General features: G+C 39.7%; 15 protein-coding genes and 2 CRISPR repeat arrays. Of the genes, 10 read left to right on the top strand and 5 right to left on the bottom strand.

Annotated elements, in window-relative coordinates; genetic code table 11:
• Window positions 1-390: 390 nt before the first annotated feature.
• A complete protein-coding gene (locus ACPF7I_RS10295; RefSeq protein ID WP_430743405.1) occupies window positions 391-1,020 on the bottom strand; it encodes a thermonuclease family protein in 630 nt (209 codons plus the stop codon).
• A 250-nt stretch (window positions 1,021-1,270) separates the two neighbouring features.
• Between ACPF7I_RS10295 and cas6 the strand changes: the two genes are divergently transcribed.
• Genes cas6 through cas2 form a run of 8 tightly spaced genes read left to right on the top strand, consistent with a single transcriptional unit; the run spans window position 1,271 to window position 9,318 of the window.
• Window positions 1,271-1,999: a CRISPR-associated endoribonuclease Cas6 gene (cas6, locus tag ACPF7I_RS10290; protein ID WP_430743406.1), complete on the top strand. Its 729-nt coding sequence runs from the start codon at window positions 1,271-1,273 to the stop codon at window positions 1,997-1,999.
• Entirely contained in the window at window positions 1,996-3,771 is a 1,776-nt protein-coding gene (gene cas8a1, locus ACPF7I_RS10285) for a type I-B CRISPR-associated protein Cas8b1/Cst1 (protein ID WP_430743407.1), read from the top strand. Before cas6 ends, cas8a1 begins: the two co-directional genes overlap by 4 nt.
• A complete protein-coding gene (gene cas7i / locus ACPF7I_RS10280) occupies window positions 3,768-4,655 on the top strand; it encodes a type I-B CRISPR-associated protein Cas7/Cst2/DevR (RefSeq protein ID WP_430743409.1) in 888 nt (295 codons plus the stop codon). Before cas8a1 ends, cas7i begins: the two co-directional genes overlap by 4 nt.
• A 2-nt stretch (window positions 4,656-4,657) precedes the next feature.
• Window positions 4,658-5,362: a type I-B CRISPR-associated protein Cas5b gene (gene cas5b / locus ACPF7I_RS10275; RefSeq protein WP_430743410.1), complete on the top strand. Its 705-nt coding sequence runs from the start codon at window positions 4,658-4,660 to the stop codon at window positions 5,360-5,362.
• A gap of 11 nt (window positions 5,363-5,373) precedes the next feature.
• Complete coding sequence (gene cas3, locus ACPF7I_RS10270) at window positions 5,374-7,554, top strand: CRISPR-associated helicase Cas3' (RefSeq protein WP_430745906.1); 2,181 nt, start codon at window positions 5,374-5,376, stop codon at window positions 7,552-7,554.
• Between the two features lie 16 nt (window positions 7,555-7,570).
• Entirely contained in the window at window positions 7,571-8,068 is a 498-nt protein-coding gene (gene cas4, locus ACPF7I_RS10265) for a CRISPR-associated protein Cas4 (RefSeq protein WP_430743411.1), read from the top strand.
• A complete protein-coding gene (gene cas1b, locus ACPF7I_RS10260; protein WP_430743412.1) occupies window positions 8,069-9,052 on the top strand; it encodes a type I-B CRISPR-associated endonuclease Cas1b in 984 nt (327 codons plus the stop codon).
• Between the two features lie 2 nt (window positions 9,053-9,054).
• Window positions 9,055-9,318 (top strand): CRISPR-associated endonuclease Cas2, encoded by a 264-nt coding sequence (gene cas2 / locus ACPF7I_RS10255; protein ID WP_012574449.1) that lies wholly within the window; start codon window positions 9,055-9,057, stop codon window positions 9,316-9,318.
• Window positions 9,319-9,504: 186 nt separating this feature from the next.
• A CRISPR array of direct repeats spans window positions 9,505-11,852; the repeat unit is 29 nt; unit sequence GTTTTATCTGAACGTAGTGGGATGTAAAG.
• Between the two features lie 196 nt (window positions 11,853-12,048).
• Here cas2 and ACPF7I_RS10250 read toward each other — a convergent pair.
• The 3 genes from ACPF7I_RS10250 to ACPF7I_RS10240 form a co-directional block, all read right to left on the bottom strand.
• On the bottom strand, window positions 12,049-12,849 hold the full coding sequence (locus tag ACPF7I_RS10250; RefSeq protein WP_430743413.1) for an ExeA family protein: 801 nt from the start codon (window positions 12,847-12,849) through the stop codon (window positions 12,049-12,051).
• Complete coding sequence (locus ACPF7I_RS10245) at window positions 12,842-14,092, bottom strand: IS481 family transposase (RefSeq protein WP_430743414.1); 1,251 nt, start codon at window positions 14,090-14,092, stop codon at window positions 12,842-12,844. The genes ACPF7I_RS10250 and ACPF7I_RS10245 overlap by 8 nt, the downstream gene beginning before the upstream one ends.
• A 140-nt stretch (window positions 14,093-14,232) precedes the next feature.
• Window positions 14,233-14,796 carry a DUF6431 domain-containing protein gene (locus ACPF7I_RS10240; RefSeq protein WP_430743415.1) on the bottom strand — a complete coding sequence of 188 codons (564 nt, stop codon included), beginning with the start codon at window positions 14,794-14,796 and terminating at the stop codon, window positions 14,233-14,235.
• A 146-nt stretch (window positions 14,797-14,942) separates the two neighbouring features.
• Window positions 14,943-17,738: direct repeats of the CRISPR family, unit length 29 nt; unit sequence GTTTTATCTGAACGTAGTGGGATGTAAAG.
• Window positions 17,739-17,813: 75 nt separating this feature from the next.
• On the opposite strand from ACPF7I_RS10240, the gene ACPF7I_RS10235 reads away from it, so the two are divergent.
• A complete protein-coding gene (locus tag ACPF7I_RS10235) occupies window positions 17,814-18,581 on the top strand; it encodes a DUF4405 domain-containing protein (RefSeq protein WP_430743416.1) in 768 nt (255 codons plus the stop codon).
• 31 nt (window positions 18,582-18,612) lie between these two features.
• On the opposite strand, the gene sigK is transcribed toward ACPF7I_RS10235, so the two are convergent.
• On the bottom strand, window positions 18,613-19,326 hold the full coding sequence (gene sigK / locus ACPF7I_RS10230; protein ID WP_035050965.1) for an RNA polymerase sporulation sigma factor SigK: 714 nt from the start codon (window positions 19,324-19,326) through the stop codon (window positions 18,613-18,615).
• Window positions 19,327-19,504: 178 nt separating this feature from the next.
• Here sigK and ACPF7I_RS10225 point away from each other — a divergent pair, with 178 nt between their 5' ends.
• Complete coding sequence (locus ACPF7I_RS10225) at window positions 19,505-20,818, top strand: TrkH family potassium uptake protein (RefSeq protein ID WP_430745908.1); 1,314 nt, start codon at window positions 19,505-19,507, stop codon at window positions 20,816-20,818.
• Window positions 20,819-20,841: the final 23 nt, after the last annotated feature.

Raw genomic sequence — 20,841 nt, 5'->3', positions numbered from 1 at the left:
ATTGCGGAAGTGAACGCCGAAGCATAAAACAGTCTCCAAATCGGAGGCTGTTTTTTACACCGAACATATTTGTGCATAATTTCACAATTGTCGTCGACCTCCAATCGTGCAAAAACTCCGGGGGATCGACGACAGTTTATTTTTTGCCGTTTTTTCAGCTGTATCAACGCATATAGACGATTGACTGAATTTTCGGATGGATATATAATAGAGTTGTATAGCTTTTCCATATGTTGATTTATCAACGCTTTTTTGGTTTGTATCGTACCTATGAGGAATTGAAACAAGCTACGCCCGTGGGGAAAATAGTTCACGGACTTGGGTTTGTATCGTACCTATAAGGATTAAAAAAGCTGTTCCGAGGTGTTTTTCGGAACAGCTTTTTAGTTATTATGCTTTCCAAAGCCCTTTCTTTTGTTGACGTGCTTTTCGTTCAGCTTGAATGAAGCGCTGTTGATACTTTACATTTGGTTGAATTGTCATCACTCGTGCGTATCCGTCTTTGACGAGCGTTTCGTTAAAAAGCTCTTTTCCGATCCAAACATACGCTAGAAAACGGCCGTATTTGTCTTTCACTCCTACATCAAACTCAAGCGTGACCGTTTGATTCGTCAATCGTTTTTTTGTGTAATTAGATGCCTCTTTCCCATATTTCTCTACTGGTTTTTGCGGATGAACCGTTTCAGGTGTATTGACCCCAATGAAACGAACTCGTGATGTTGCGCCGTTAGAAAAACGAACATCGATTGTGTCGCCATCTACTACACGAATAACTTTTACGACATGTTTTGAATTGATTTGAATGGCGGGGGGATTTGTTTGATTCGATTGTTTTTTCTGGCGAATGATATTTCCGTTCTTATCGTGGTAATGATACTCTCCTGTTTTTAGCCCCCATTTTTCGCAATTTGTGCGGCAAGTATGCCCCCCATTTGCATCTGTTTTCCCAGGATGAGCATATACAGAAGAAGTAAATACAACAGTAAAGACAGTGATAAATGAAAGTATAGTTCTAAACAAAGCACCTTCCTCCTTTGTCCTCTATGTTTTTTGCTCCCGTTCTTAATTATTTGTATATGTAAATATTATGTCAAGAAAATGTAGAAATGTAGATAAATATTTGTGAGTCTTTGAATTTTGGATTTATTAATATAATGACTATATCGTACGTTTTAAATTGTTAAATTTTATTGAATTTTCTTTTTATATGACAAAAAACGACAACATTTTCTTTTATTTTTCGATAAAATGAGGCAAAAGGAGGTGTCTTATGAGAATTATTTGTTCCTTTCAAGTGAAAAAGCTCCCTATTCATTATCGAATGGCGATCGTTTCAATCCTTAAAGAAAGTATACGGGCGTCTAATGAGGAGTATTACGACCAGTTATATGCGCAAGCCAATGTAACAAAGCCTTTCGTATTTTCGTCTTTTTTAAAAAACTTCCGCTTAAAAGGTGATGAAATTGAGTTAGATGAATTACGTGTTATTATTAGTTCACCCGACTATGAATTTCTGTTTCATGTGTATAACGGTTTACAAAGTCAAAAAAGCTTTAAGTATAAAGGATATGAATTTACTCGAAGAAAAATAGTCATGGGAGATGAAAAAAAGATTACATCATCTGCCGTCATATTTCGAACGCTCTCCCCTTTGTTAATAGAAGATGAAAATAAAATTCCCATTGCTCCAGATGATCCAAATTATGAAAAACACATAAATTACTTAGCCGATATGATTTTATATGGATATCGTGGGAAGGGATTATATAGATCGCTGACGGTGCGACCTGTTCGATTTAAAAAGGCGGTCATAAAGGAATCTAATCGTCAATTTGCCGAAAAGTATGGAGAAGGGCAGCATTTATATTTTACTGCTTATCACGGATTGTTTGAATTGAAAGGACATCCTGCTGACTTGCAGTTGTTATACCAACTTGGTTTATCAAAACGGCGTAATCAAGGATTTGGCATGCTTGAAGTGGAGGAGGTGAAGGAATGAAGGTTGAATTGCACATGGGGGAATGGATGATTAACATGGGACTTGTTGGGCTATATCGTGTGTTTGAATACGGACGAAAACACGAAATAATTAGCGAAGAACACAAACATAGCGTGACAGTTAAACCATGGGGAATTGAATTGGATACCGATGTACTTCCGCAATTGCCAAGGGCGTATTTTCTGTATTTGTTGGAGGAGTATAGTGTTGCTAAAAGGGAATGTGACAAGTTAGATGCTTATATCGAGAAAGTAAAAAATGAAGAGCAGTTTAAAAATGTTGTTTCAATAATAAAAAAAATCATATCCGATACAGGAAAAAAAATTGTGAAGTACTTTCCTAACCCTAAACTAGAAGACATGCTCAAAAATATGAAAGACATAAAAAAATACGAACATGTCGACCGGATTTTAGACTATATTCATGAATTTAAATCTATTGTAAATGAAGAAAAGGTCAACGAAAAACTAACTTTCAATTATTTTAAAGCGGCTATACTACAATCTTTCTTTGGACAAGTATCTTTCTTAAATGTTACTAAAAATACATTGGATCTAAATGGCCATGTGGAAGAGTTTGATAAGAGCTACGTTTTTCCTGTAGTAAATGATTTACAATTAGAGCGGATCGTTAAAACGACACACTCTACGAAAGAAATAAATTCTTTTTTGGAAGAGAAATGTAATTATCAACCGTTTAAACAATTGAAAAGGGAGTGGAAGAAGAAAACGATAGAGGAGATAAAGGAGTACATCGAAACAAAAATAAATAAGTGTTTACTTTTTAATGACCGCCTTGCCTTTTACAACTTTGAAGAGATGGTGTTTTCACCGATTGGTGTGGCGAAAGATAATGCATTCAACTTCAATTGGTACTTTGATAGCCAGCAGCCTAAGCCGCTATCCTCGTTAGCTAGACTTGTTCTGCTATTTGCACCAATTGGGTCGACTATTTATGTAAAAAGTGAAGGCATGAATGAGCAGAAGGAACAACGATTGTACGCAGGATTTGTTCAGACGGATGCTACTTTTGCGGAAGTTTTACAGAAAAACAATCATTTTAGACAATTAAAGAAAAAAAGAGAGCCTTTTAACAAGATCGTTAGTCAGCTTGTTCAAAGCGTAAAAAAAGAATCAGAGTATGTCGTCGATCACTTGTTTTTTTTAGAATTTTTTTCTGACTATAGCAGTAAAAAAACACACCTACATTATTATCATCTGCCTATGTACTTAGCCCATTATTTCAAACAACATGCTGATAGGCTTGATTATATAAAACCGTATGACTATCGGGAGCAGTTCGTGCAATACGTGCTGCGTGGTGCTGATCCGATCCATGTCATCTATAACTATTTGCGCGATTGTATTAAAAACGAACGACATACGATTGGTCCGTACATTGCTGTGCGGGAGCGAAATCGAATTTTGCAGTTTAAAAAGGGAGTGAGAGATATGTCCACCACAGATAAAAGAGTAAGTGCGTTATTTATGCAAGGACGGGAAATTCGCGACGCGATTATGCGTTCAAGCGGTTCAGAGAAAAAAGTAACAAGCATTGCTTATCGTTTATTAAACGCTGCAAAAGCAGGTAATAAAAAAAGCTTTATGGACACCCTTTTGCGTATTTACATGTCAGCGGATCGTCCGATTTCACCAATTTTTTTAAACGCGCTACACGAACGCGACTTAGATTTTGCTACAGTGGCGAACGCATTTATTGCTGGGTTATTAGCAAATCAATATAAAGAAGAACAGGAGGAAGTTCAAGCATGAAAAAAGCGTTAACGATGACCGTTATTTTTCAAGCAAACTCATTAAACTACGGAGAAGGAATTGCTAATATTTCGGAGTTGAAAAAATTTCATCGTGGCGATGGGGAAGTATATACATACGCATCAAGACAAAGCATTCGCTACGATATCGTTCGCCTCGGAAATGAGCTGTTTGGATGGAATTTAGATACTGTTGACAAAGCAAGCGGGGTTGTTCAATTTAAAAAAGATGTGACGATCAACGACTCTGTTGAAATGGACTTATTCGGCTACTTAAAAACGGATAAAAATTCGCAAAAACGCCCTGCTGTTGTTCGTCTAAGCCATGCCATTTCGCTTGAGCCGTATAAAAGCGACTTAGAGTTTTTAAATAACATGGGGCTGGCAAGCCGAATTGGACAAGATGCTAACTTAGCCAATATTGAACAACATCATAGTTTTTACACATATACGCTCACAATTGATTTAAACCGTGTCGGTGTCGATGGGGAGATTGAACTTTCAAATGAGGAAAAAGCAAGCCGTGTACTTCAACTACTTGAAGTTTTAAAAGTGTTAAACCGCAACATTCGCGGCCGGCAAGAAAATTTAGCCCCACTTTTTGTCATCGGTGGGATGTATAACGTTGCAAATCCATTTTTCCTTGGACGTGTTCAACTAAGTGCGACGGGGAATGGCTGGAACATTCAAACAGGATTGATTAAAGAAACAATGGAACAAACCTTTGCTGGAGAAGCAATCGGCAAAGATACACGCATCGGCATATTGAGCGGTATATTTGCAAATGAAGGAGAATTTTATGATTTATTTAACGAACAAGTGATGCCTGTCGAACCGTTTTTCCAATACATTTCGAAACAAATTCAAACGTACTACGGTGTGTAAGTATGAAAGCGCTACGATTAAAGCTATTTCAAGAAACAGCGTGCTATAAAAAGCCGTTTGCTTCCAAAGTGGCGGAAACGTATCCGCTTCCGCCATATTCAACCGTAAAAGGAATGATTCATGCTTTACTTAACGCAAACGAATTCATCCCTATGCGTTTAAGCGTACAAGGAACGTATGAAGCAAAACTGCTAGATTATCAGCGATATTACTTTTTCAAAAAGAAAGAACTATCAAGTTTTCCACTTGTGCTAGATGGGCTAGCGCGAGTTGAATTTTCTTACGATAAAAATGAAATCACGACAATGCCGATGTACACGCACTTGTTGCATAACGTCCATTTATTAATCCATGTCGAAGCCGGGCAACGTACATTAGAGCAACTCATTCATGCGATCGAGCATAGTACGACTCATTATAGCCTCGGGCGTTGGGAAGATTTAGTGCGGATTGATGAATATAAGCTAGTGGAAGTCCAAGAGCTTGAAGAAGAAGGGGAGACTTTGCAGCGCGATGCTTATATTCCAAGACATCTTCTTGATCCAGAAACAAAAAGCATTCCTTATCAACTGAATTGGAAATATGAAATTGTCAATGGCATTCGGCAGTGGGAAAAAATTCATGTTGGCTATGTTCAAAAAGGAATTGAGGCTCCAGAGGGAGTATGGATTGATGAAGACGGGGAGCTAGTCTTTTACCATCTGTAGGAGGGGGAATGATGACTTTTTATGCAAAATCGGAAGGAAAAGAGACGATTCGTGAACATACGGATCGTCTCCTTCATAACTTAAACTTGTTAAAAAATGCTTACGGTCACAAATTCACGTTAATGGACGAGCGGATGTGGAGGTTGTTAGAAACAGCCGTACAATATCATGATGTCGGCAAAGCAAATACAGTATTTCAAAACAAAATTCGTCAAGCAATTCATGAATCCGTGTTAGAAACAGATGTAGAAACAAATGTGCCTCACAATTATTTATCAGTAGGATGTATCCCGCTAAAACAGCTAGACTTCACGAAAGAAGAAGAGCGACTGCTTATTCACGCAGTCGGTTATCACCATGAGCGTGAGCAACTTCCAGATAAAGAAATGATCCGTCATATTTTAGAAAACGATATAAAGCAACAGTTACCACAACTAAGTGAACATATGGGGTTACCTATGACAGAAAAATTCTCGTATCGATTCGTTGATCGATTGTTAAAGCGATATACGTATCATGACGGGGAAGAGTTTTGGAAATATGTCATGATGAAAGGATTGCTGCATCGTTTAGACCATGCGGCATCTGCTCATATTGATGTCGAAAGAGATATACATCAGTCTGTCTATATAAATGTAAGTGAATACATGAAGAAGAAAAAATTTCATAAAAATGATCTGCAACAATTTGCTGAACGACATAGCGATAAGCATGTGATTGCGATTGCCCAAACAGGAATGGGTAAAACAGAAGCAGCGCTCTTATGGATCAGGGACGATAAGGCGTTTTTTACACTGCCTCTGCGGGTAAGTATAAATGCAATATATGACCGCATAAAAGAAAAAATGGGCTACGATGCCGTGGGTTTACTACATTCAACAAGTTTGCATTATTTAATGGAAAAGGGAGAGGAAAATTGGGAAGCATTAAAACAACAGTCTGAACATTATGCGAAGAAGTTATTGCTTACAACCATTGATCAAATTTTAAAGTTCCCGTTTTACTATAAAGGTTTTGAAAAGGAATTAGCAGCGATGGCGAATGCAAAAATAGTAATCGACGAGATACAAACATATGAACCAAAAATTGCAGCGATGTTAATTAAATCCCTCGAGATGATCCATCGTGTAGGCGGAAAATTTATGATTATGACTGCCACACTTCCAACTTTATATTTGGATGAGCTAAAACAGCGAAATGTGATTGACAACGACCAGATTGTAGTTGGGGAGTTCATCGATACAAGCGTACACCGTCACCGTATTCGCATGCGTGCCGAGGGGATTGAGGAAACAATCGGAGAAATGTTAGATTTTGGGGAAACATCGCAAGTGCTTGTCATTGTCAATACTGTTCGTAAGGCAATGAGTCTTTACGATAAATTTTTAGACTGTGATACACAAGTCCCTATCTACTTACTCCATTCGCAATTCACACAAGAAGATCGTCAGTTGTTAGAAAAACACATTAAACAATTTAATGAAAAGAATGAACGAGGAATTTGGATTACGACACAACTCGTCGAGGCAAGTATTGATATTGACTTCGACTATTTATTTACCGAGATGTCAACATTAGATAGCTTGTTTCAACGCTTTGGACGTTGTTATCGTAGAAGAGCACTAGATCATGACGGTTGCAATGTTCATATTTTCACTGAAAAGATCTCTGGCATTCCAAGAGTATATAACGAACATCTTGTAAATGAGAGCATTCGGCTGTTAGAGCAATACGATTACCAAATTGTTGACGAACGTGCCAAGGTAGAAATGGTAAAGCAGCTATATGATCGAAAACAATTAAAGGGCACATCATTTTTGAAAGAGTTTGAAGATGCCTTATATATGTTTGACAATCTCGATCCATACGGAATGGATAAACGTGAGGCGCAGCAAAAACTGCGTGATATTCAAAACATCCAAGTTATTACGCGGCAAATGTATGATCAAATTGAGCATCTATTCGAGCAATATAAAAAAGAAAGAGAATGGAGAAAGCGGTTGAAATTACGAATGGAAATTGAACAGAAAACAGTTAGCGTCCAGCGATATGTAGCGGAAAAATATGTGTCGGAGCGGTTGCCAAAGCCATTTGACCACATATATATTGCCGATGTTCAATATGACTTTAATCGTGAACAGTTGAAAGGAAAAGGTATTTTATTGGACAAACCTTCCTCCAATCAACATTAAGAGGGTGTTTATATTCATGGTTAGTGGTGTGCAAATGCAGTATTACAAAGTGTGTAAGCGGAAGTTATGGTTGTTTTCAAAAGGAATTGCGATGGAAAATGAACATGAACGCGTTATGGAAGGAAAGATTTTACATGAGCGAACTTATCCACGTTTGGAAGATAGGGAAATTTTAATTGATGATACATTCAAGTTAGATGCTTTAGATAGGGAGTATGTTCGTGAAATTAAAATTTCAAGCAAAATGTCAGAGGCCGATCGGTTTCAAATGTTGTATTACTTATATGAGCTGAAGAAGCGGGGGATTGAGAAGAAGGGGCTAATTAGCTATACGAAAGAACGAAGAACCGAAGAGGTAGAACTAACGGAAAAAGATGAAAGTGCGATTGAAAAGGCGATAAAGGAGATTTATGCTATTTTACAATCCCCTTTTTCGCCGCGATTAAAAAAACTTCCTTACTGTACAAAATGCGCATATTATGAATTTTGTTTTGCGCTAGAAGGTGATGATTAAATGTTAAGGGATCACTATATTTTTTCTAACGGCAGGTTGAAAAGAAAAGATCATACGCTATACTTTTTTGACGAACAAGAAAATAAAAAGAGCCTTCCTGTTCATCAAACGGATAATTTATATGTATTTGGAGAAGTAGATTTAAACTCGTCGTTATTGAACCTATTGAGCCAGCATGATGTTCATCTTCATGTATTTAATTACTATGGTTTTTATGCAGGAACGTTTTGTCCGCGAAATAAAAAAGTTTCAGGGTTTACGGTGATACAACAAAGTGCCCATTATCTCGATCACGAGAAACGGCTACATATGGCGAGGTCGTTTTTGCAAAGTGCTGTGCATCATATGCTACGGAATATTCGACGATACAAAGAAAAAACGGAGCAATATGTAAAAGACATCGAAGAAGAAGCGAAAAAGATGGATAGCGCTACGACAATTCAAGAACTGATGGGAATAGAGGGACGCATTCGCCAACATTATTATCAGTCATTTAATGCAATTTTGAAGCAAGATTTTATCTTTGAAAAACGAACGAAACAGCCACCTCAAGATCCATTGAATGCCCTTATTTCGTTCGGCAATTCGCTTTGTTATACGGTGGTTTTGTCGGAAATTTATAAAACACAATTAGATCCGACTATTAGCTTTTTGCATGAGCCGTCAACAAAAAGATTTTCTTTATGTCTAGATTTAGCAGAGATTTTCAAACCATTACTCGTCGATGTTGTGATTATTTCATGTATTAACAATCGTATCATTGCCCAGAAGCATTTTGATTTTTTAGATGGCATGGTTTTGTTAAATGAGGAAGGTAAAAAGCGTTTCATCAAAGAGTGGGATGACAAATTATCAACGACAGTACAACATCGAAAACTGAAACGAAAAGTGAGCTATCGGTATTTTATTCGTCTGGAATGTTATAAGCTCATTAAGCATTTCATTGGCGATGAACTTTATAAACCATTGAAGGCATGGTGGTAGTTATGTTTGTAATTATTACGTACGATGTCGGGGAAAAGCGCGTAAATAAAGTGTGTAAAAAGTTAAGAGAGTACTTAACATGGACACAGAATTCTGTGTTCGAGGGAGAAATTACTAAAAGTTTGTTAATGAAATGCTTAAACGAAATCGATCAAATTATCGATGAAGATGAGGACTCCATTTATATTTACGAAGTGGCTAATCCGAAGAACATCAAGAAGCAAGTATTTGGACAGGAGAAAAACTTTGATGAACTTTTTCTTTAACATTTGCAGTGAACCTGTGATTTGAAAAAAAGAAAAAATGCTTGATATATCAACAAAATATGCGTTATTTTTAGAACAAGAACAAAACACGACTGACGCTTCACTGCAAAAAGTAGAAACTTGTCATATCAACCATTCTCCAAAAACGTTGATATGACAGCACTTTGTGTTTTCAGATTTGAGGGGGTTTTATCTGAACGTAGTGGGATGTAAAGACACTTTTCGTACATACATCGTACATACGTGTGCTTACGTTTTATCTGAACGTAGTGGGATGTAAAGGGGCAAGAACTTCCTTCACCATCTGTTCGTTAATCACAGTTTTATCTGAACGTAGTGGGATGTAAAGATTTTTCACCTCCCCTTTGTACAAAATGTACACATTGTTTTATCTGAACGTAGTGGGATGTAAAGTAACATTCATCTGAAATATTTGGACTAACTTGTTGTCCAGTTTTATCTGAACGTAGTGGGATGTAAAGTAATGACGCTATTAATTTATTGATCTTAATTATTATAGTTTTATCTGAACGTAGTGGGATGTAAAGATGACTGATTGGCGCGATTTTTTTGAAATTCGGAACGTTTTATCTGAACGTAGTGGGATGTAAAGAAAGAAGAGTGGATTATTATTGAAAACAATCATGAAGGTTTTATCTGAACGTAGTGGGATGTAAAGACGATAAAATGTGCTGAACCATATCCATTTTTACCATGTTTTATCTGAACGTAGTGGGATGTAAAGCAAGGATGAGGCTTTTTATCTGAAATAATACCCTGATAGTTTTATCTGAACGTAGTGGGATGTAAAGTAATTATTATATCGCATTCCTTCTTGCTTTTTACACGTTTTATCTGAACGTAGTGGGATGTAAAGGTTTTTACGATTCCAGTCGAGTTTTTAGGGTCTATTGCCGCGTTTTATCTGAACGTAGTGGGATGTAAAGGCTGATCGATGGGGGGTGTTGCAATGAAGGCAAAGCGTTCTTGTTTTATCTGAACGTAGTGGGATGTAAAGATGAAAGTTGTTTCTGTTCCTGCTCCCGATCCGCCTCTAGTTTTATCTGAACGTAGTGGGATGTAAAGTTTGATCCTGATTCGGCCTATGCTCAACATATCTATGGTTTTATCTGAACGTAGTGGGATGTAAAGCGACCTGTTTTTTCACCGCTTCCGCCATCATTTCAGTTTTATCTGAACGTAGTGGGATGTAAAGCTTTTAAAAATGTAACGACTGTGCAGGACATTTTCGACAGTTTTATCTGAACGTAGTGGGATGTAAAGTATGATTTCGAAAATGAGTCTGGCGATCGTGTAAAAGTTTTATCTGAACGTAGTGGGATGTAAAGGATTGATTTTTTCGGGGTGATATTATGTTAGATTCTTGTTTTATCTGAACGTAGTGGGATGTAAAGACAGAATTAAAACCGCGTTTATTGTCCTTCCCTGTCCGTTTTATCTGAACGTAGTGGGATGTAAAGGGATCACGACGCGATTTTCTTCTCGTTGAGATCATGGTTTTATCTGAACGTAGTGGGATGTAAAGCGATATTTTTGTCTTTTCTACTTCGCAACTCTGAACAGTTTTATCTGAACGTAGTGGGATGTAAAGCATTATAACTTTCATGTGCTATCATCACAGCTGCAGCGTTTTATCTGAACGTAGTGGGATGTAAAGAAATCATGAATTACTACAATATTCATTCTTGATCATCGTTTTATCTGAACGTAGTGGGATGTAAAGGTGGATGGCGGTCGGGTTCCGGGCACGCCGCATAGTTTTATCTGAACGTAGTGGGATGTAAAGCTCCTTTTTTGTCAAAATAACGATCGAGAATGACCGTTTTATCTGAACGTAGTGGGATGTAAAGCGCAGTAGAAGAAAATTCATTTTGTATCTCGTCGATCGTTTTATCTGAACGTAGTGGGATGTAAAGATGTGCAAATTGTATTTGTATTCGCTATGCCCTTTGTTTTATCTGAACGTAGTGGGATGTAAAGAATACATCGTTGTTTGATATTTGTTCATCGCCTTGTTTTATCTGAACGTAGTGGGATGTAAAGTTTTGTGTTTCTCGTTTTCAATGGCAACGAAGGTAAGTGTTTTATCTGAACGTAGTGGGATGTAAAGTTCATATATTGTTTGTTGTTGATTCTAGTGTAACATATAGTTTTATCTGAACGTAGTGGGATGTAAAGATTGATAAATTGTATTTGAACGGATGTAAACAAAAATGGTTTTATCTGAACGTAGTGGGATGTAAAGAAGCAGCACGTACAACATACTCGATCGGGTAAGTAAGTTTTATCTGAACGTAGTGGGATGTAAAGTTGTATTATCAGCTTTGTTTGCAAGTGAAGAATCAATTTGTTTTATCTGAACGTAGTGGGATGTAAAGCTAAAAAGCCGATCGTACTCTTGTCTATCGAACTTCAAGTTTTATCTGAACGTAGTGGGATGTAAAGTTCCTGTTCCGGTTGGCAACGTTGAAGGATCAACAACAGGTTTTATCTGAACGTAGTGGGATGTAAAGAAGTCACTTGAAGCAATAGAAGAATGATGTAAATTAGCACACTATTTCAGAACTACTTTTTCAAATTATTTTGGATGAAAATCGGAAATACCGTGCAAAATGTTTGCGAATTCTCTCCGATTTTGCACGCTTTTTCCGATCCTTTGCACATTATCTCAGACGAAAATCAGAAAAAGAAGAGGAGCCGTTCGGCTCCCTATGCCCCTGTTTCCTCCACCGCCATTCGAACAATCTCTTCGTCAATCACGTCCTTTTTTAGCTGGTAGCCGTATAAAAGGCACGTCGTCGTTAACGTATTGATGACTCGTGGCCATCCTTGCGACTGTAGGGCGATCGCCTCTAAAGCCGCAGGGGTAAAAATCGAGTGCTTCGCTCCTGCTTGCTTCATTCGCTGTTCAATGTACGCTGCCACTTCTTCTTTCGAGAGCGCTCCCATCCGATACCGCATGATGATGCGTTGTTGAAGCGGACGGTGGTGATTCAAGCGCAACCGTATCTGTAAGTGTGGCAGTCCTGCCAAAATCAACACAAACGGATTCGTGGAGTCCATGTGAAAATTAAACAGAATGGCGATATCTTGCAAAAACACATCTTTCGCAAGATGCATTTCATCTAGCAGAATCACTGGAGTGATTCGACGTTCCTGATACATTCGTTCGATTCCTTGTTGAATTTGGTAAAACAAGTCCACCTTTCGGTATTTCGGTTCCTCGCCTAACCCTAACGCTAATCCTCGATAAAAATCCATCACCCCGCCCGTGGATAACGGGAAATACACCACGTGATACAACGAAGGATTCAATGATTCTTTGAACGTCCGAAGGGCGAATGTTTTCCCCGCCCCCGGCTCTCCTGTCAGTAACCCTATTCCTTTCGTTCGTTTCACGTAATCCAATGCATGTAAGGCCTCTTCGTAAGAAGACCCTCGATACGCTTCCGACGGATTGGTGTCTTTCGAAAACGGCTCTCGAGAAAGGGAGTAGAACGTTTTATACATCCGTTCCTGCCTCCTTTCCTAGCCCCACAAACGGCGATCGATGTCGTTTGACGTAGGCATTATCGTGCATGCGCACCAGCGTCGCTTTCGCTGCTTCTTTGCCGTCTTCGTATACATACACCCCTTGCTCATCATACCGAATTTCCACGGATTGTCCAATAAATCGAGGCGGAACCTCATACAGCTGTTTGTTTAACGTAATCGTTCCATCCGCCTTCACTTTGCGAAACTCCCGTTTCAAAAAAATCGTGTCCAGCCAAGTCGCGTCCTCCACGAACGATACCATGTGCACTTGCGACTGAAACACTTCATGTGGCGTTTTTCCTTCTAGCGACGCATGGGGCTTTCGGTGGTAGTCTTCTTCGAGCCACTTCCAGAAGCGCTCGTTCAACGCTGGAAGCGACGTCACTGGCTCCATCTCCAACAACGGGTAAAACCGAGTTTGCACTGTCCGGAAAAATCGCTCGATTTTCCCTTTGCTTTGTGGATCATATGGCTGCGTATGAATGAGCGTGATCCCTAATTCTGCGCAAGCATATTGTAGGGGTTCCGAGCGATAAATTTTGCCGTTATCGGAGTAGATGCGCTTCGGTTTCCCGTACCGCAGGAACGCTTCTTTTGTCACGATGCGCAACCCGTCAAATTTCTCGGAAGAGAAAAACTGGGCATACGGCACGACCCGTGAACAATCATCGATGTAGGCGATCAAAAACGTTTTTTGTGCCTTTCCATTCTCTCGAATCACTGGACCATGGGATAAATCCCCTTGCCATAGCTCATTCACTCGATCGTACGCAAACCGTTTTCGTTCAGGCATCGGGGAATTTTCTTTCCCAACAAGGTTGTATTTTTTCAATAAACGATATATAGTGAAATAGGATATGTTTTGTTTTTCTATTTCCCCCTGCTCGATGAGGTGTTGGTAAAACACCGTCACCGGCGCATGGGGATATTTTTTTCGTAATGCCAATATGTGCTCCTCGTCTTCCATCGTGAGTCTTCGAGAATGGCCGCGATCCGCTCGACGTTTTGGCTTCAGTGCTTCAAATCCGCCTTTTTTATACTGGGTGCACCAGTCTAGAATCGTCTTCGCTGCGATCCGTTTTTCGCCATAGTGCGGAACGGCATGCATGCGCGTTGACACCTCCTTCACGTACGATTTCGGATCGACCTGCCCATTCACTAACGGTGCGATCAATCCATACCGAAATAGGGCGATTTCTTGTCTCATTGATTCGTCCATCAAGGTTTCCTCCTTCTCCGACGTTGCGGAAGAACCAATCGGTTCGTCCTGCCTCCATCATACCGAATCCCTTTCCCCTCGTCGACGCAAAAGGTTTGTGGAATCGATTGTTTTTGGAAATAAAACCAAAAAGAAACAAATTAGGCACCGAATCTATTTGCTAAAAAATGAGTCGAATGTTCCCTCCACATCGCTTCGACGAGTTTCTCCACCCCAACTCCCTCGATGGTTTGTATCCACTCTTGGGCTTGAACGAGTGGTTTATTGGACACCCTCGGGATTCGTTTCCCTTTGGTTTGAAAAAACCAACGAAGCCACGGTAAATGAGCAAGAAATCGACGCATATAAACATCTACTCCTTGTCGGAGAGGAAAAAACTTGGACGAACCCTTCCCCTTGCCTAAGAGAGAGGAGAGGCGTTCCTTGAGCCAGTGGATAATCGTCCAAATCGTGTATTGGAAATACGGCAAGAGGAACGTGGGAAGCACGGTCACCGTCTTTTTGCATATCACGCACCGATAACGAGCAATCCAAATCCGATAGGCGTCTTGCCCCACCAATGCATTTCGTTCGTAATAGCCATGACGATAAAGATTGCGTTTCGCCTGACAATGTGGACAACGATGGATGGACGGAAACGCATTTTGTTTTCCTCGATTCGCATAGGTTTGCACATCAACCCCGAAGTTATACAACTGGATCACGATCTCATCCTCCCCCTCCGAAACAATTCACTAAAAATTTAGCATACTATTTCAGAAAGAGGGAGAAGTATATCCCGAAGGAATTTGCAAAAAAGAAGGCGTTTTATTCGGGGATAAAATGATAATTTACAAGAATGAGCAATACGGTTTTATCTGAACGTAGTGGGATGTAAAGTAAGATCAGGACAATATTCTCGCTCTCATCATCTTTTGTTTTATCTGAACGTAGTGGGATGTAAAGTTCGCGCTCCAATCCTATTCGCTAAAAAGCTCGTCAGTTTTATCTGAACGTAGTGGGATGTAAAGTTTAACTCTGTTGCGCAAAAAATTAAATTCTGGATGTTTTATCTGAACGTAGTGGGATGTAAAGACAATCTCAAATATGTAACGGTTATAGAGTTTCAAAGTTTTATCTGAACGTAGTGGGATGTAAAGTCGTTGAAAATGCAGGGCGGATGGGCTTACCTGTCCGTTTTATCTGAACGTAGTGGGATGTAAAGAAGTCATAGTCCTTTTCATAGACAAAAGGTGCATTGTTTTATCTGAACGTAGTGGGATGTAAAGGGAATGGGGCGTGTTCTTGTTGATACTGCTCTTTTTTTGTTTTATCTGAACGTAGTGGGATGTAAAGAAATGTTTTTGTTTTGCTTTTTCTGGTGAAATTTTTTCGTTTTATCTGAACGTAGTGGGATGTAAAGCTTTAAAATGCTTACTATAGTGTCCATGCTTAATCGGAGTTTTATCTGAACGTAGTGGGATGTAAAGTTGTCGCGACTGCTTTTACTGCTTTTGCATACTCAAAGAGTTTTATCTGAACGTAGTGGGATGTAAAGAGCGCACCCTTGACGGCTTTTTTGACGCCTGCTTTGAGTTTTATCTGAACGTAGTGGGATGTAAAGTGGGATATTGGCCGGGCTTTCGATGCTGTTTTTGGTTGTTTTATCTGAACGTAGTGGGATGTAAAGTTCCGTGCAAAACGTTTTTGAGTTACGACTTCAGCAGTTTTATCTGAACGTAGTGGGATGTAAAGCGTTCACCTTCTTGAGTTTGGACATGCGAAGGTCAATGGTTTTATCTGAACGTAGTGGGATGTAAAGTTGATAAAATCTGATGCATCAAGGTAAGGCATGCTAGTTTTATCTGAACGTAGTGGGATGTAAAGATCAATTCGCACGCGGAGAAATCAGCGAAGGGCAATAGTTTTATCTGAACGTAGTGGGATGTAAAGTTTGCTCCAATTGGCGTGGGCGATGGCTAAAGCACATGGTTTTATCTGAACGTAGTGGGATGTAAAGCTTAAATGGAAACGGGGAGCATCTAGGCTCTCTTTGTTTTATCTGAACGTAGTGGGATGTAAAGAGTAATGGCTCGGACGCGGTTTTTAAGTCTTGGAATGGTTTTATCTGAACGTAGTGGGATGTAAAGGAGCGTCATGATTTAGAGTTGCTTGTATTCGGGAAAGTTTTATCTGAACGTAGTGGGATGTAAAGTACGACGTTTAAAGCTTTCTAAAAAAGTTCCAATTGTAGTTTTATCTGAACGTAGTGGGATGTAAAGTACTCAACAACACTTCCCTTCTTGTTCTGTTGAGTGTTTTATCTGAACGTAGTGGGATGTAAAGGTATTTTTTTGCGAAAAATGTTGACGTAGTTTTCATGGTTTTATCTGAACGTAGTGGGATGTAAAGGTGTCAAGGGCGTCAATGGAGAGTAGCGGAGCGTTGGGTTTTATCTGAACGTAGTGGGATGTAAAGTACATTGTCATTAAACCTGTTCCGAATGTCAACGATCCGTTTTATCTGAACGTAGTGGGATGTAAAGCAGCAAAAATAGCTTGTATTTCTTGCGCAGAATATCCAGGTTTTATCTGAACGTAGTGGGATGTAAAGAAAGTAGACAAGAAGTCCATTCTCGAACGGTTGAAAAGTTTTATCTGAACGTAGTGGGATGTAAAGATCTGAATCGTTCTCATCTATTACCCCTCCGCTCCGTTTTATCTGAACGTAGTGGGATGTAAAGATTTTTTCTTACGATCTCGTATTCTTTTGACTTTTTAGTTTTATCTGAACGTAGTGGGATGTAAAGATGCCTACACCTACTACAACAAGCAATAGGTCATCAAAGTTTTATCTGAACGTAGTGGGATGTAAAGGTTTTCTTTCTCATCCAGGGCGACCCAAGGGCATTAAGTTTTATCTGAACGTAGTGGGATGTAAAGTTTTCAACCTGTCCCAATTGATTTTCGACGTGTCGCCGGTTTTATCTGAACGTAGTGGGATGTAAAGCCGCATTTGCTTGAACTTCTTTTTGTGCAGTATATTGAGAGTTTTATCTGAACGTAGTGGGATGTAAAGATCATTGAGGCAGTGGGGGAAGTAGTTCGCGAAGTGGGTTTTATCTGAACATAGTGGGATGTAAAGTTTTTTTTATAAAACGCTCGCCGCTTGGCGTTCTTTTTGTTTTATCTGAACGTAGTGGGATGTAAAGATGCGGTGGTTGTTTCTGACGCTGACGATTCGTAACGTTTTATCTGAACGTAGTGGGATGTAAAGCGTGACCCATGCCCTATATTTTTTGCGGAAAATGTGTTTTATCTGAACGTAGTGGGATGTAAAGAGAACATTCAAGTTTTTTGAAACATCTATGTCAAAGTTTTATCTGAACGTAGTGGGATGTAAAGCACAGCTTGTCATTGTTTATTTTTTAGGGAAAGGTGCTGGTTTTATCTGAACGTAGTGGGATGTAAAGGTCGGTATTTTATCGCTCTGCATGATCGTATGGGTAAGTTTTATCTGAACGTAGTGGGATGTAAAGTGTTCCGTTGTGCAAGGAACATCACATGAAAGCACAGTTTTATCTGAACGTAGTGGGATGTAAAGTTGGAAACCCTAAAGGGCGAAGCGTGCGGGAAAACGTTTTATCTGAACGTAGTGGGATATCCCCCTTTTTCACTCAATTTTCACCATTGGCTAGTACATTTACGGTATACGGTAAATGATATGTAAAAGCGGGGGATATATGTTGAAGAAAAATATTATAAAAATCATCTTAGATGTTTCGTTAGCGATGACGTTTGTGTTGTTAATGAATCCGAGAGTGTTTAACGGATTGCCGTTTCATGAAGTGGCAGGGCTAGTGATTGGTGTGGCTGTTTTGATCCATATTGGTTTAAACTACAAATGGGTTGTCAATACGGCGAAAAACATATTCAATCGTTCGTTTTCGAGGAAGGCGAGATTCGGTTTTTTATTAAATGTGTTGTTGCTTTTTTCGATGACAGCTATTATCTTGACCGGTTTTCTTATTTCAAAAGTTGTATTTCCGCATTTTTCAGGTGGGGAAAATCATGCGCTAAGGGAACTTCATGATGTTTTTTCGAAAGTGACGCTTGTGCTTGTCGGTGTCCATATTGCATTACATTGGCAATGGATCATAGGTGTGTTTCGGAAAATATGTAAAACGAAAGAAGGGTATTGGCGCAAAAGTTCACTTGCGACTGTCGCGCTTTTGCTTGTGTTATTTGTAGGAAGTATGCAATGGCTCGCGGTAAATGTGAAGCCGAGTGAAGATACGCTTAAACCGAAGTTTGAGCATAAAGAAGCTCAAGCAGGGGAGATGATTACGCCAGCGGGATTTCGAGAAAGGAAGTTCCCACATAAAGAACATCATGGCAACAGCCATCCGCTCCTTGTTATTTTTAGTCACTTTACCATTTGGACGTTTATTATTGTTCCTGTTTACTACATCGAAAAACGAATGCGCAAGAAACGAAAACTTACCGTATGAAAGGTGTCCCGAGCGTGTGGGACACCTTTTCTTATGATCCTTTTTTTCCTTTATCATGCTTATAACATTCATGAAACAGTTTCATTAACGCCCGTTTTTCGATGCGCGAGACGTAGCTGCGGGAAATGCCGAGTTCTTTAGCGATCTCGCGCTGGGTGCGTTCAGGTTGCATGTTTAAGCCGAAGCGGCTAACGATGACTTGTCGTTCACGATCGTCAAGGACGTGTAAATGTTGGGCGATATTTTCAAGTTCATTATTTTTTTCAATCATGTCGATAATGTCTTCATCTTCTGATTTTAATACATCGAGTAGACTAATTTCGTTTCCGTCGCGATCTTGCCCGATCGGATCGTGCAAAGAAACGTCTTTTCTCGTTTTTTTCAGCGAACGAAGGTGCATTAAAATCTCATTCTCAATACAACGAGCTGCATATGTCGCCAGCTTTGTCCCTTTTCCTGTTGAATAGCTTTCGATCGCTTTAATTAAGCCGATTGTGCCGATGGAAATTAAATCTTCTGGATCTTCTCCGGTGTTTTCGAACTTTTTTACAATGTGCGCAACGAGGCGTAAATTGTGTTCGATGAGCTTATTGCGAGCGTATTCATCCCCTTTTGCCATTTGTTTTAAATACATCGCTTCTTCTTTTGCATCAAGCGGTTGTGGAAAGGCGTTGTTTTTCACATAAGATACGAAAAAGACGAGCTCCTTTATAAACAAAGCAAGTGCAGAAAAAATGGTACCCATCATCGTTCACCTCGCAGGTGGTCTTTTGTTGCTTATGTATGTATATGCATTAGAAAACTTGTTCGTGTTTGGACACATCATTTTTCTTTTTTCCCCTTTGTTTGTGAACAGAAAATCTTGTATAATCGGAACATGTAACATACATACGAAAGAAGGATGAAGCGTGAGAAGGGCAATGATGAAACCGTTAAAGCTCACCCCGCCTCAATTGTTAGCTAGCATGTTTCTTTTTCTTGTTGTTGTCGGTGGAGTGTTGTTGAAGTTGCCGATTGCTACAGAAAAGGAAATTAGTTGGCTCGATGCGTTCTTTTTATCGACATCCGCTGCAACCGTAACCGGCTTAGCACCGATTGATCCCGGTTCGACATTTACTGTATTTGGAGAAGTTATTTTAATGGTGCTTATTCAAGTTGGTGGGCTCGGTATTATGACATTTGCAGTGCTTGTCGTCATTGTGCTCGGAAAAAAAATTGGGATGAAGCAACGCATGTTGATGCAAGAGGCGTTAAATCAGCCATCGCTCGGTGGTGTCATTCGTTTGGCGCGCAATTTACTGTTGTTCTCTTTATTTATGGAACTTGTCGGGGCGGCGTTGTTGGCAATCGATTGGGTTCCGAAAATGGGCTGGTCGAAAGGGTTATATTACAGCCTTTTTCATACGATTGCATCGTTCAATAATGCTGGATTTGCGTTATGGCCTGATAATTTATCGCGTTTTGTCGGTGATCCGATCGTCAATGTGACGGTCACGTTATTAATTATCATCGGTGGGCTCGGTTTTACCGTCGTATTTGACGTATTGTATCAACGACGTTGGAGAAAGTTATCTATTCATACGAAGCTGATGTTAGTCATGACGCTTGTTGTGAACATTGTGGCGATCATTGCCTTCTTTCTATTCGAACATAACAACCCGAAAACGCTCGGTTCGCTTTCGCTTCGTGAGCAACTATGGGCATCGTATTTTCAAGCCATTACCCCAAGAACCGCGGGGTTTAATACGATTGATATCGGTTCACTTGAACAACCGACAGCGATGCTTATGATTTTCCTTATGTTTATTGGAGCAGGAAGCACGTCGACAGGCGGAGGAATTAAACTGACGACGTTTGCGGTCATTATTTTTGCGGTAATGAGTTTTTTAAAAGGAAAAGAAGAAACGGTCGTGTGGATGCGAACGATTCGCCATACGATTATTTTACGAGCATTGGCCATCGCGTCCATGAGCATGTTGTTTATTTTTGTTGTGACAATGATATTGACGCTTACAGAAAATGCTTCGCTTCTTGCGCTTTTATTTGAAGTTGTATCCGCATTTGGCACAGTTGGACTGTCGATGAATATGACGATGCATTTATCAGCGATCGGAAAAGTGCTCATTATTTGCGTCATGTTGTTTGGGAAATTAGGCCCGTTAACGCTCGTATATTCGATTGCGAAGCCGAAAAAAACAAATATTCGTTATCCGAATGGCGATATATTGACAGGGTGAAAAAAGCGAGGGAGGCTCCCTCG

Origin of the sequence: Anoxybacillus dikiliensis, from assembly GCF_050613275.1 — a bacterium.
Taxonomy (GTDB): domain Bacteria; phylum Bacillota; class Bacilli; order Bacillales; family Anoxybacillaceae; genus Anoxybacillus.
This window is presented reverse-complemented; position numbering and strand designations above follow the sequence as displayed.

Coding starts and splice junctions, on each gene's coding strand:
- cas1b (WP_430743412.1), top strand. CDS start 8,069: ATGTTAAGGGATCACTATATTTTTTCTAACGGCAGGTTGAAAAGAAAA.
- cas2 (WP_012574449.1), top strand. CDS start 9,055: ATGTTTGTAATTATTACGTACGATGTCGGGGAAAAGCGCGTAAATAAA.
- ACPF7I_RS10235 (WP_430743416.1), top strand. CDS start 17,814: ATGTTGAAGAAAAATATTATAAAAATCATCTTAGATGTTTCGTTAGCG.
- ACPF7I_RS10250 (WP_430743413.1), bottom strand. CDS start 12,849: ATGTATAAAACGTTCTACTCCCTTTCTCGAGAGCCGTTTTCGAAAGAC.
- cas8a1 (WP_430743407.1), top strand. CDS start 1,996: ATGAAGGTTGAATTGCACATGGGGGAATGGATGATTAACATGGGACTT.
- cas6 (WP_430743406.1), top strand. CDS start 1,271: ATGAGAATTATTTGTTCCTTTCAAGTGAAAAAGCTCCCTATTCATTAT.
- cas7i (WP_430743409.1), top strand. CDS start 3,768: ATGAAAAAAGCGTTAACGATGACCGTTATTTTTCAAGCAAACTCATTA.
- ACPF7I_RS10225 (WP_430745908.1), top strand. CDS start 19,505: ATGAAACCGTTAAAGCTCACCCCGCCTCAATTGTTAGCTAGCATGTTT.
- sigK (WP_035050965.1), bottom strand. CDS start 19,326: ATGGGTACCATTTTTTCTGCACTTGCTTTGTTTATAAAGGAGCTCGTC.
- cas5b (WP_430743410.1), top strand. CDS start 4,658: ATGAAAGCGCTACGATTAAAGCTATTTCAAGAAACAGCGTGCTATAAA.
- cas3 (WP_430745906.1), top strand. CDS start 5,374: ATGACTTTTTATGCAAAATCGGAAGGAAAAGAGACGATTCGTGAACAT.
- cas4 (WP_430743411.1), top strand. CDS start 7,571: ATGGTTAGTGGTGTGCAAATGCAGTATTACAAAGTGTGTAAGCGGAAG.
- ACPF7I_RS10245 (WP_430743414.1), bottom strand. CDS start 14,092: ATGGACGAATCAATGAGACAAGAAATCGCCCTATTTCGGTATGGATTG.